This is a genomic window from Streptomyces sp. NPDC008079 (assembly GCF_042957385.1).
GTDB lineage: Bacteria > Actinomycetota > Actinomycetes > Streptomycetales > Streptomycetaceae > Actinacidiphila.
Genome location: NZ_JBIBIC010000003.1, coordinates 271757 through 283533, shown reverse-complemented (window position 1 = coordinate 283533; position 11777 = coordinate 271757). Strand labels below are relative to the sequence as shown.

Here is an 11777-nt window from a genome sequence, read left to right as displayed (position 1 = left end):
ATCAGCCCTCGACCAGCAGCGCGCCCGAGGACGTCTCGAACTGCTTCTTGAAGGCGGCGACCGCGTCGGTGAGCACCTCGACGGTCTCGTCCGGCAGCTTGCCGGTCTCGACGATCGCGGTGAGCAGCGACTTGTGCTCGCGGTGCAGGTAGTCGAGCAGCTCGCGCTCGAAGCGGCGGACGTCCTCGACCGGTACGTCGTCCAGCTTGCCGGTGGTGCCGGCCCAGATGGAGACGACCTGGTCCTCGATCGCGTACGGCGCGTACTGGCCCTGCTTGAGCAGCTCGACCATCCGCTGGCCGCGCTCGAGCTGGGCCTTGGACGCCGCGTCCAGGTCGGAACCGAAGGCGGCGAACGCCTCCAGCTCGCGGAACTGGGCCAGGTCCACGCGCAGCCGTCCGGCCACGCCCTTCATGGCCTTGATCTGCGCGGAGCCGCCGACGCGGGAGACCGAGATACCGACGTTCAGCGCGGGGCGCTGACCGGCGTTGAACAGGTCCGACTCCAGGAAGCACTGGCCGTCGGTGATGGAGATGACGTTGGTCGGGATGAACGCCGACACGTCGTTCGCCTTGGTCTCGACGATCGGCAGACCGGTCATCGAACCGGCGCCCAGGTCGTCGGAGAGCTTGGCGCAGCGCTCCAGCAGGCGGGAGTGCAGGTAGAAGACGTCGCCCGGGTAGGCCTCGCGGCCCGGCGGACGGCGCAGCAGCAGGGAGACCGCGCGGTAGGCGTCGGCCTGCTTGCTCAGGTCGTCGAAGACGATCAGTACGTGCTTGCCCTGGTACATCCAGTGCTGGCCGATGGCAGAACCGGTGTACGGGGCGAGGTACTTGAAGCCGGCCGGGTCGGACGCCGGGGCGGCGACGATCGTCGTGTACTCCAGGGCGCCGGCCTCCTCCAGCGAGGCGCGCACGCCCGCGATGGTGGAGCCCTTCTGGCCGATGGCGACGTAGATGCAGCGGACCTGCTTCTTCGGGTCGCCGGAACGCCAGTTGTCGCGCTGGTTGATGATCGTGTCGATCGCCAGGGCGGTCTTGCCGGTCTGCCGGTCGCCGATGATGAGCTGGCGCTGGCCGCGGCCGATCGGGGTCATCGCGTCCACGGCCTTGAGGCCGGTCTGCATCGGCTCGTGCACCGACTTGCGCTGCATGACCGTGGGGGCCTGCAGTTCAAGGGCGCGGCGGCCGTCGGTCTCGATCTCGCCGAGGCCGTCGATCGGGGTGCCGAGCGGGTCCACGACCCGGCCCAGGTAGCCCTCGCCGACCGCGACGGAGAGCACCTCGCCGGTGCGCTGCACCGGCTGGCCCTCCTCGATTCCGTTGAACTCGCCGAGGACGATCGCGCCGATCTCGCGCTCTTCCAGGTTGAGGGCGAGACCGAGGGTGCCGTCCTCGAACTTCAGCAGCTCGTTCGCCATGGCCGAGGGCAGACCCTCGACCTTCGCGATGCCGTCTCCGGCAACGCTGACCGTGCCGACCTCCTCGCGCGAGGCGGCGTCCGGCTTGTACGACTGGACAAAGGTCTCCAGCGCGTCCCGGATCTCCTCCGGCCGGATCGTGAGCTCCGCCATCTGGGTTCCCTGCTCTCCTTGTTGGGCCCGAAAGTCTTCTTGGGGGTTTCTGGGGTCAACCCCCAGAAAGGCTCTGTTAGGCTCCGTCGGCCCAACTCGGGCCGCTCGTACTGCGTCGTCGTGCTTCGTACTGCGTTCTGCGTGGCTGGTGCCGCGCGGTCCTGGTGGAGCGACCGGCTGTCAGCCCGCCATCCGCCGGGCCGCCTCGTCGAGACGGTCGGAGATGGCTCCGTTGATGACCTCGTCACCGACCTGCACCCGGACTCCGCCGAGGACCGTGGGGTCCACGTCCAGGTTCAGATGCACCTGGCGGCCGTAGATCCGGGCCAGCGCGGCGCCGAGGCGCTGCTTCTGCTGGTCACTGAGCGGAGTCGCCGACACCACTTCCGCGACCATCCGGTCACGGCGGGCCGCGGCCAGCTTGGACAGGGATTCGATCCCCGACTCCAGGCTACGTCCCCGCGGCGTGGTGACCAGCCGGACGACCAGCCGTTCGGTGACCGGATTGGCCCGCCCGCCGAGCAGCGTGTGCAGCAGTGCGGCCTTGGCCGGAGCGCCGACGACGCGGTCGGTGAGAGCGGAGCGCAGTTCGGTGCTGCCGGAGACGATCCGGCCGAAGCGGAACAGCTCGTCCTCGACGTCGTCGAGGTGACCGGCCCGCTGGGCGGTGGCGAGGTCGGCGCTCGACGCCAGCTCCTCGACCGAGTCGACCAGGTCGCGCGAGCGCGACCAGCGGGACCTGACCATGCCGGTGAGCAGGTCGAGGCTTTCGCCGCCGATCTGGCCGCCGAGGAGCTGCCGCGCCAGCGACGCCTTGGCCTCGCCGGACTTCGCCGGGTCGGTCAGGGCGCGACGGAGCGTGCCCTCGCGGTCCAGCAGCCCGGTGACGGCGGCCAGGTCCTCGGCGAGCTTGGCCACGTCGACGGACTGGACGTCCGTCAGCGCGTCGAGCCGTTCGCGGGCCGCGCCCAGCGCGTCGCGGCTCGCGCCGTTCATCGCGCCGCCTCGGCCGTCGCGGAACCGGCGGCGGGAGCCGCGTTGTCCAGGCCGTCGAGGAAGCGGTCGATGGTGCGGCTCTGCCGGGCGGAGTCCTCCAGGGACTCACCGACGAGCTTGCCCGCCAGTTCGGTGGCGAGCTTGCCGACGTCCTGGCGCAGCGCGGCGGCGGCGGCCTTGCGGTCGGCCTCGATCTGCGCGTGACCCGCGGCCACGATCTCCTCGCGCTGGCGCTGGCCTTCGGCCCGCATCTCCGCGATCAGCGCGGCGCCCTGCTCCTGCGCCTCCTGGCGCAGTCGCGCGGCCTCGTGCCGGGCCTCGGAGAGCTGCTCGCGGTACTGCTCCAGCGTCTGCTGGGCCTCGGCCTGGGTGGCCTCGGCCTTCTCCATGCCACCTTCGATGGCCTCACGGCGCTCGTCCAGAACCTTGTTGATGTTCGGGAGGAGCTTCTTGGCGAGGAAGAAGAAGACGATGGCGAAGGCGATCAGGCCGATGATGAGCTCGGGGATCGGCGGGATGAGCGGGTTCTCCGCTGTCGCCAGCGGTACCTGGGCGATCACATCAGTGCCTTCCGTCTAGGTTTCTGTTCGTCGGCCGGGATCAGGTGGCCGGGTAGACGAACGGCATGACCAGACCGATGAGGGCGAGCGCCTCACAGAAGGCGAAGCCGAGGATCTGGTTGGCGCGGATCAGACCGGCCGCCTCGGGCTGGCGGGCGAGGGCCTGGGTGCCGTTACCGAAGATGATGCCGATGCCGACGCCGGGGCCGATGGCCGCGAGGCCGTAACCGATCGAGCCGAGGTTGCCCTTGATCTGGGTGGCGGCGAGCGTCGCGTGCGCGAGAGCGGACATGCCGGTTCTTCCTTATCTTTCTCGGACCGGTGGGGGTTGGCCACCGGACATCTATCGGGTCGTGGGGGCGGTGCTCAGTGGTGCTCGGCGAGCGCGCCCTGGACGTAGCTACAGGCCAGGAGCACGAACACGTACGCCTGAACGGCCTGGATGAACAGCTCGAAGGCGGTCATCACGATGGTCATCACGAACGAGACGCCCGCGTAGGCGATGCCGATGCCGTTGAGCATGTACCAGCTCGCGATGGTGAACAGCAGCAGCAGCGTGTGACCGGCGAACATGTTGGCGAAGAGCCGGACCGCGTGGGTGAAGGGCCGCACCAGGACGTTCGAGAAGAACTCGATGGTCATGGAGAGCGGCAGCACGGCGCCGAGTGTCTTGTCGTAGCCGGTGATGTTCTTCAGGCCGCCGACGAAGCCGTGCTTCTTGAACGTCAGGTACATCCACGTGACGTAGACGATCGCGGCCAGCCCGACGGGGAAGGCGATGATCGACGTCACGGGGAACTGGGCGACCGGGATGACCGACCAGATGTTCATGATCCAGACGAAGAAGAACAGCGAGACCATCAGCGGGACGTACTTCTCGCCGACCTTCTTGCCGAGCGTCTCGTAGACGATGCCGCGGCGGACGAAGTCGTAGCCCGCCTCGCCCACCATCTGGACCTTGCCCGGGACCACCTTGGGCTTGTTGAACGCGGCCCAGAAGAATCCGACGACCACGATCGTGCTCAACAGCGCCAGCAGCATCGGCTTGTTGAAGTGGAAGCTGCCGATCGAGAAGATCGGCTCGAAGACGAACGAGTGCAGTCCGGGGGCCGGGAAGCCGCACCCGTCGAAGAGGTGGCAGTTCGTCTCGAAGGCGAGAACCTGGTCAGCACTCACCGCGAGCTCCTTCAGCGTGGCGCATGGGTACGGCAACCTCGATGTGTCGGCGGGCCTGACGGCCACGGAACGGCACTGGACTGGTGGGTCGGATGTGTACGCGGCGAGTCGGCGCTGAACCGAGCGGCAGGGCAGGCTTGAGTGCCGCTCGCGGCAGCTCCGCCGCAGTTGAGTCCGGACGATAGCAAACGAGCGGCAGGGTCTTTACACCGGCCCTACCGAACCCGCGGCTCACGACGGTGTTCCCGCCGACTCGGGCTCGACGTAAAGGATCTTGGTCTTCATGTGCGCGCGTGCCTGCGCGGCGATCCAGACGAGCGCCGCGGCCAGCAGCGAGAAGGCGAACGCGCGGGTGTTGAAGAGCGAGGTGTGCTTGAACACCGCGAGCACGATCGCCAGCAGCAGGATCTGCACGGTGTAGAGCACGAGGCCCATCATCTGGAACAGCGACGGGTACGCCTTGGCGGTGCGCTGGAGCACCACCATCCCGATCGCCATGAAGGCGATCACGACCAACGTGCCGGCGGCGGCGCCGATCGCTCCCTTGCCACCGGCCACCGCTCCGCTCACAGCGGTGGCGATGACACCGGCCGCGGCAGTGGGGACGGTGCAGTTGAGGAGAGTTCGGACGTCGTTGGACTGCATGGTGGCAGCTCCTCCGGCGGGAGTTGGGGAAAGCGGGTGTCGTCGGAGACGAGCGTAATCCGGGTTTGGGGACGTGCCTCACGCCGGAAGACCATCTCACTACGGTCTTTCGGCTTGTTTCCCGGGTTTCGTGAACGGTATCACAAAGTATTTAGCCAGGGCTTTACCATGGAGATGTGCTCACTGTCACACGGGAGAGGTATCGACACGCCGTTCAACTGACGTCCTATTTGCCCACTTCGGGGAAATTGCCGGATATGCCGGACTTAAAGGACTTTATCGATGACGGTCAACTACCGGCCGCCGACGCCGCTCAGAGCCTGCCCGCGACTACCGGCGGCTCTCGACGGGACGCCGGTCCGGCAGCCGCGAACGGTCGCCGATCGCCGTCGATCCGTGCAGCGGCGGCCGGTCCTCGGAGCGCATCTCCCGCTCGGCCGCGGCAGCGGCGGCGGCCAGCCGGCGGCGTCGGCGCCGGTAGCGCGGCGGTACGAACGCCTCGGCCCAGTGCGGCGCGCGCGGCCGGAACCGCGGCAGCAGCAGGACCAGCAGACCCAGCGCGCTCAGGCCGACGATCACCATGACGATGCCGAGGCTGGAGGAGTTCACCGAGAACGCCACCGCGGAGAAGGCGAACAGCGCCGACCAGAAGTACATGATCAGCACGGCCCGGCTGTGCGAGTGCCCGATCTCCAGCAGCCGGTGGTGCAGGTGGCCGCGGTCGGCGGCGAACGGCGACTGCCCCTTCCACGTCCTGCGGACCACGGCAAGCACCAGGTCGGCGGCCGGGATCGCGATCATCGTCAGCGGCAGCAGCAGCGGCATGTAGACCGGCACCATGAAGTGCACGGTGCTGCGGCTGGAGCCGGTGAAGTCGGTGATGGCGTCCGGGTCGACCTGCCCGGTGATGGAGATCGCGGACGAGGCGAGCACCAGGCCGATCAGCATCGACCCCGAGTCGCCCATGAAGATCCGCGCCGGGTGGATGTTGTGCGGCAGGAAGCCCACGCACATGCCGATCAGGATCGCGCTGAACAGCGTGGCGGGCGCGGCGGCCTCGACGCCGTAGCCGTACCACATGCGGTACGCGTACATGAAGAACGCGATGGCGGCGATGCAGACGACGCCCGCGGCCAGACCGTCGAGGCCGTCCACGAAGTTGACCGCGTTGATGGTGATGACGACCAGCGCGACCGTCAGCAGCGTCGACTGGATCGGGGTGAGCGCGACCGGGCCGACGCCGGGCACCGGCAGCCACAGAATGGTCAGGCCCTGGAAGACCATCAGACCCGCGGCGATCATCTGCACGCCGAGCTTGACCAGCGCGTCGACGCCCCACTTGTCGTCCAGCACACCGAGCAGCCAGATCAGCCCGGCGCCGGACAGCAGCGCGCGCGGCTCGTTGGACTGCGAGAACACGTCCCCGATGTTGCTCAGGTGCGCGGCGACCAGCAGACCGGCGCACAGCCCGCCGAACATCGCGATGCCGCCCAGCCGGGGCGTGGGCTCGCGGTGCACGTCACGCGCGCGGATCGGCGGCATGGCGCCCGCCGCGATGGCGAACTTCCGTACCGGGCCGGTCAGCAGATACGTGACGGCGGCGGCGACGCACAGGGTCAGCAGATACTCGCGCACGAGCAGCCTCCGACGACTTCGGGGGCGTAGCAGCGCTGCGCACACGTCCGGGGGATCCTCACAGCGTCACACCCTAGTGGTGGCCGGGCCGAGACGGCGAACATCAATCAAGACTCACAGGGAGCGCCCACGGTTGCACACCGGCTGTACGGGGAATGTGAAGGGGTTGTCCCGGGCGTGCCGTCGCGGGCTCAGACGGCCGCGGGGATGCCCGTCAGGGCGGTGACGACGGGGTCGAGCGCGGTGTGGATCTCGTCGCCGATGCTGCGGAAGTACGAGATGGGAGCGCCGTACGGGTCGTGGACCTCGTCGGCGTCGGGGCTGGGCGCGAGCAGCCAGCCACGCAGCGCGGCGGCGGCGCCGACCAGGGCGCGGGCGCGGTCGGTGACACTGCCCTCGGGCAGCGTGGTGGGGTCTATGGCCCGCACCAGGCGGGTGAACTCCTTGAGCGTGAAGGTACGCAGACCCGCCGCGTGTCCCATCGAGATCACCTGGGAACGGTGGTCGCGGGTCGCGGTCAGGACGAGGTCGGCGTCGATCACGTGGTCGTCGAGCAGCTCCCGGCCGGTGAAACCGGTCGGGTCGGCGCCGTACTCGGCGAGTACGGCGGCGGCGTGCGCCTCCATCGGCGCGCCTTCGTGGCCCCAGGTGCCCGCGGACTCCACGACGATGCCGGTGGCGCCGTCGCCGAGGCGGCGCGCCAGCCCATGCCGCGTCAGCCGCTCGGCCATCGGCGAGCGGCAGACGTTGCCGGTGCAGACGTGGAGGATGCGGAAGGCGTCACCGCCCTGTCCGGGGAGGGTCCCCGCGCGGGCGGCGAGGCCCGGTATGCCACGCCCGTCGGGCGCAGTCAACTGCGCTCCTCCAGGTCGGGGACCACCTTGCGCAGCTCCTCCGCACTGATCGCCCCGGCCCGCAGCAGTACCGGGACCTTCCCCGTCACGTCCACGATCGAGGAGGCGACGGCGGACGGGGTGGGGCCGCCGTCGAGGTAGACCGCCACGGAGTCGCCGAGCATGCCCTGGGCGGCGTCGCAGTCCTGCGGCGAGGGGTGTCCCGTGAGGTTGGCGCTGGAGACGGCCATCGGCCCGGTGGCGGTCAGCAGCTCGATCGCGACCGGGTGCAGCGGCATCCGGACGGCGACGGTGCCGCGGGCGTCGCCGAGGTCCCAGTTGAGCGACGGCTGGTGCTTGGTGACCAGGGTGAGCGCGCCGGGCCAGAAGGCGTCGACGAGCTCCCACGCCTGCTCGGAGAAGTCGGTGACGATGCCGTGCAGGGTGTTCGGGGAGCCGACCAGGACGGGCGAGGGCATGTTGCGCCCGCGGCCCTTGGCCTCCAGCAGGTCGCCGACCGCCTCGGCGTCGAAGGCGTCCGCGCCGATGCCGTACACGGTGTCGGTGGGCAGGACGACGAGTTCACCGCGCTTGACGGCCGAGGTGGCCTCGCGCAGGCCGGTGGCCCGGTCGGTCGCATCCGAGCAGTCGTATCGCCGTGCCATTAGCTGACCTCCAGAAGATGCTGTGTCCCCGTCATGGTGTCGCCTTACGGGCCGTGGTGAAACGGGGGCGGTTGTTGAGATCGGGGTGGTCGGCCGCGTCCGCCCACCCCGCGTCCTCCTTGAAGATCCACGGCACTTGGCCGCCCTGGGAGTCGGCGTGCTCGATGACGACGACGCCGCCGGGCCGCAGCAGCCGGTGCGCGGTGCGCTCGATGCCGCGGATGGTGTCCAGGCCGTCCTCGCCGGAGAACAGGGCGAGTTCGGGGTCGTGGTCGCGGGCCTCGGGCGCCACGTACTCCCACTCGGTGAGCGGGATGTAGGGCGGGTTGGAGATCACCAGGTCGACGTGGCCGTTGAGTTCGGGGAACGCGGTCAGCGCGTTGCCCTGCCGCAGGTCGACCTTGCTGCCCTCGACGTTCTTGCGGGCCCACTCCAGGGCGTCCTCGGACAGCTCCACGGCGTGCACCCGCGAGCGCGGCACCTCCTGGGCCAGCGCCAGCGCGATGGCGCCGGAGCCGGTGCACAGGTCCACGATCAGCGGTTCCGCGACGTCCATGGCGCGTACGGCGTCTATCGCCCAGCCGACCACCGACTCGGTCTCCGGGCGGGGCACGAACACCCCTGGCCCCACCTGGAGTTCGAGGTAGCGGAAGAAGGCCCGGCCGGTGATGTGCTGGAGCGGTTCGCGTGCCTCGCGGCGCGCCACGGCCTCCCAGTACCGGGCGTCGAACTCGGTGTCGGCGACGCCGTGCAGTTCGCCGCGCTTGACCCCGTGGACGTACGCGGCGAGTTCCTCGGCGTCGAAGCGTGGCGACGGCACGCCCGCGTCGGCCAGTCGCTGGGCGGCCTGTGCCACCTCGGCGAGCAGCAGGTTCACTCTGCCTTCCCCCCTTAGCTGCCGTCGCCAGCGGCGGCCAGTTTGGCCGCCGAATCGGCGTCCACGCAGGCCTGGATCATCGCGTCCAGGTCCCCGTCGAGCACCTGGTCCAAGTTGTACGCCTTGAAGCCGACCCGGTGGTCCGAGATGCGGTTCTCGGGGAAGTTGTACGTACGGATGCGCTCGGAGCGGTCGACGGTACGGACCTGGCTGCGGCGAGCGTCGGAGGCTTCCTTCTCGGCCTCCTCCTGCGCGGCGGCCAGCAGCCGGGAGCGCAGGATGCGCATCGCCGACTCCTTGTTCTGGAGCTGGCTCTTCTCGTTCTGGCAGGAGACGACCAGGCCGCTGGGGAGGTGTGTGATGCGGACCGCGGAGTCGGTGGTGTTGACGGACTGGCCGCCGGGGCCCGACGAGCGGTAGACGTCGATCCGCAGGTCGTTGGGGCCGATCTCGACCTCGACCTCCTCGGCCTCCGGGGTGACCAGCACACCGGCCGCGGAGGTGTGGATACGGCCCTGCGACTCGGTGGCGGGCACCCGCTGGACGCGGTGCACGCCGCCCTCGTACTTCATACGGGCCCAGACGCCCTGGCCGGGCTCGTGGTTGCTCTTGGCCTTGACCACGACCTGGACGTCCTTGTAGCCGCCGAGGTCGGACTCGTTGGCGTCGAGGATCTCGGTCTTCCAGCCGACGCGCTCGGCGTAGCGCAGGTACATCCGCAGCAGGTCGCCGGCGAACAGCGCGGACTCCTCGCCGCCCTCCCCCGCCTTGACCTCGAGGATGACGTCCTTGTCGTCGCTGGGGTCGCGGGGCACCAGCAGCAGCCGCAGCCGCTCGGTCACCTCGTCGCGCTGCTTCTCCAGGTCCTTCACCTCGGCGGCGAAGTCCGGGTCGTCGGCGCCGAGTTCGCGGGCGGTACCGATGTCGTCGCCGAGCTGCCGCCAGGAGCGGTACGTGCTGATGATGGGGGTCAGCTCGGCGTAACGCTTGTTCAGCTTGCGGGCGTTGGCCTGGTCCGCGTGGACCGCGGGGTCGGCAAGCTGCTTTTCGAGGTCGGCGTGCTCGCCGATCAGTTCCTCGACCGCCTCGAACATCTTCGGTTCCCTAGCTGGATGAAGTGGCTGCCTGGCCTGGCTGGCCCGGGACGACAAAGCGCCGGTCCGGTCACCCATGACTGGGCGACCGGGAACCGGCGCTTGCGGGTCGCTACTTCTTGGCGGACCCGGCGGCCTTGCCGAAGCGGGCCTCGAAGCGGGCCACACGGCCGCCGGTGTCGAGGATCTTCTGCTTGCCCGTGTAGAACGGGTGGCACTCGGAGCACACGTCGGCGCGGATCTGGCCGCTCTTCTCGGTGCTGTGAGTGGTGAACGAGGCGCCACAGGTGCAGGTGACCTGGGTCTCGAAGTACTCGGGGTGGATGCCTTGCTTCAAGGGATGCTCCTAGGTTCGGGAGGGCGCCGGGTCGTACCGCGGGTTTGCGTGCACGTGAACCGGAGCCAGCGGTCCAGTCTGCCAGGACTGGCCGTATCTCCCAAAACGAGGGGTGGGCCCGGATAATTCCCGGCCCGAAAGCGCAGGTCGGAGCGGGTCCGGGGCGCGGGCCCCGGAGCGGGTCCGGGGCGGGTCCGACCAGGTCAGGGCGTGGTGCTCGGGCTGAGGCCCGGGCTCGGCGAGGTGCCCGGGTCCGCGGTGGCGCCGGCCCCGACCACCTTCTTGGCGTTGACCTCGTCGGCGGCCGAGCCCTTGGTGGCGGCGGCCGGGATCGGCCGGTCGGCCCGCAGCGCGGCCCACACCATCGCGGCCTGCGCGGGCATCGGCTCCACCCGGTTGGGATCGCTGACCGCGTACTGGACCGGCAGTGTCACCATGTGGACATTCGTCGAGTCCAGGCCGCGCACGCTCTCCGCGAAGCCCATCAGGGAGCCGACCGAGGCGAGGTCGGAGTCGGTGGTGATGGCGCTGGTGGCGGTGTCGGCGACGTCGATCAGCTTGGTGGGGCTGGTCAGCAGGCCGAGCCCGCTCACCCGGTTCATCAGCGCCTTCATGAACGCCTGCTGGAGCTGGATCCGGCCCAGGTCGCTGCCGTCGGCCACGCCGTGCCGGGTGCGGACCAGGCCGAGCGCCTGCTCGCCGTTGAGGGTGTGGGTGCCCGCGGCCAGGTCCAGGTGGCTCTTGGTGTCGTGTATGGCCTGGGTGGTGGTGAGCGGGACGCCGCCCAGCGCGTTGATGAGGTTCTTGAAGCCGGTGAAGTCGACCTCGATGTAGTGGTCCATCCGCAGGCCCGTCATGGCCTCGACGGTCTTGACCGCGCAGGCCGGGCCGCCGACCTCGTAGGCGCTGTTGAACATGACGCTCCGCACGGCCGGTGCGGTGCCCCCGCCGGGCTTGGCGCACACGGGCCGGGGGACGAGGGTGTCGCGCGGGATGCTGACCACGCTGGCGGCCTTGTGGCCCTTGTTCAGGTGCACGATCATCGCGGTGTCCGAGCGGGCGCCGCCGCCCGCGTGGCCGTACTCGCTGTTGGCGCCGGACCGGGAGTCCGAGCCGAGCACGAGGATGTCCATCGCGCCGTTGCCCAGGGCCGCGGGGCGGTCGGTGCCGAGCGCGGAGTCGATGTCGACGCTCTTGATGTTGCCGTTGAGCCGGAAGTAGAGATAGCCCGCGCCCGCGCCGCCGAGCAGCACCAGGCCCGCGGTGCCCCAGGCGACCACGCGCAGCACCCGGCGGCGCCGGGTGCGCTGGTGCCGCCTGCTGCCCTTGCCGTCGCTGACGGCAGTGGCCCCGGTCGGCAGCTGGTCCTCGGACATGGCTCCCTCC

General features: G+C 69.8%; 13 protein-coding genes. All 13 read right to left on the bottom strand.

What is annotated here, in order from left to right:
- Position 1: 1 nt before the first annotated feature.
- The 13 genes from atpA to ACFZAM_RS10545 all read right to left on the bottom strand — a co-directional run bounded on the left by atpA (position 2) and on the right by ACFZAM_RS10545 (position 11767).
- Positions 2 to 1573 (bottom strand): F0F1 ATP synthase subunit alpha, encoded by a 1572-nt coding sequence (atpA, locus tag ACFZAM_RS10605; protein WP_355344185.1) that lies wholly within the window; start codon positions 1571 to 1573, stop codon positions 2 to 4.
- Between the two features lie 180 nt (positions 1574 to 1753).
- On the bottom strand, positions 1754 to 2569 hold the full coding sequence (locus ACFZAM_RS10600; RefSeq protein ID WP_355344188.1) for a F0F1 ATP synthase subunit delta: 816 nt from the start codon (positions 2567 to 2569) through the stop codon (positions 1754 to 1756).
- Complete coding sequence (locus ACFZAM_RS10595; RefSeq protein ID WP_188281951.1) at positions 2566 to 3129, bottom strand: F0F1 ATP synthase subunit B; 564 nt, start codon at positions 3127 to 3129, stop codon at positions 2566 to 2568. Before ACFZAM_RS10595 ends, ACFZAM_RS10600 begins: the two co-directional genes overlap by 4 nt.
- Positions 3130 to 3169: 40 nt before the next feature.
- Positions 3170 to 3421 (bottom strand): ATP synthase F0 subunit C, encoded by a 252-nt coding sequence (gene atpE, locus ACFZAM_RS10590; protein ID WP_188281952.1) that lies wholly within the window; start codon positions 3419 to 3421, stop codon positions 3170 to 3172.
- A gap of 74 nt (positions 3422 to 3495) precedes the next feature.
- The gene (atpB, locus tag ACFZAM_RS10585; protein ID WP_391044822.1) at positions 3496 to 4320 is read right to left on the bottom strand and encodes a F0F1 ATP synthase subunit A; all 825 of its coding nucleotides are present in this window, start codon (positions 4318 to 4320) and stop codon (positions 3496 to 3498) included.
- 216 nt (positions 4321 to 4536) lie between these two features.
- A complete protein-coding gene (locus ACFZAM_RS10580) occupies positions 4537 to 4950 on the bottom strand; it encodes a hypothetical protein (protein WP_188281953.1) in 414 nt (137 codons plus the stop codon).
- Between the two features lie 330 nt (positions 4951 to 5280).
- Positions 5281 to 6585 carry an MraY family glycosyltransferase gene (locus ACFZAM_RS10575; protein WP_188281954.1) on the bottom strand — a complete coding sequence of 435 codons (1305 nt, stop codon included), beginning with the start codon at positions 6583 to 6585 and terminating at the stop codon, positions 5281 to 5283.
- Between the two features lie 191 nt (positions 6586 to 6776).
- The gene (locus ACFZAM_RS10570; RefSeq protein WP_188281955.1) at positions 6777 to 7439 is read right to left on the bottom strand and encodes a protein-tyrosine-phosphatase; all 663 of its coding nucleotides are present in this window, start codon (positions 7437 to 7439) and stop codon (positions 6777 to 6779) included.
- Entirely contained in the window at positions 7436 to 8083 is a 648-nt protein-coding gene (locus tag ACFZAM_RS10565) for an L-threonylcarbamoyladenylate synthase (protein ID WP_188281956.1), read from the bottom strand. Before ACFZAM_RS10565 ends, ACFZAM_RS10570 begins: the two co-directional genes overlap by 4 nt.
- Positions 8084 to 8114: 31 nt before the next feature.
- Positions 8115 to 8960, bottom strand: a complete 846-nt coding sequence (gene prmC / locus ACFZAM_RS10560; RefSeq protein ID WP_188281957.1) for a peptide chain release factor N(5)-glutamine methyltransferase — start codon at positions 8958 to 8960, stop codon at positions 8115 to 8117.
- 14 nt (positions 8961 to 8974) lie between these two features.
- Positions 8975 to 10054 (bottom strand): peptide chain release factor 1, encoded by a 1080-nt coding sequence (gene prfA, locus ACFZAM_RS10555; protein WP_355344200.1) that lies wholly within the window; start codon positions 10052 to 10054, stop codon positions 8975 to 8977.
- Positions 10055 to 10166: 112 nt separating this feature from the next.
- Entirely contained in the window at positions 10167 to 10391 is a 225-nt protein-coding gene (gene rpmE, locus ACFZAM_RS10550) for a 50S ribosomal protein L31 (RefSeq protein ID WP_188281959.1), read from the bottom strand.
- Positions 10392 to 10594: 203 nt separating this feature from the next.
- Complete coding sequence (locus ACFZAM_RS10545; RefSeq protein WP_391044579.1) at positions 10595 to 11767, bottom strand: LCP family protein; 1173 nt, start codon at positions 11765 to 11767, stop codon at positions 10595 to 10597.
- Positions 11768 to 11777: the final 10 nt, after the last annotated feature.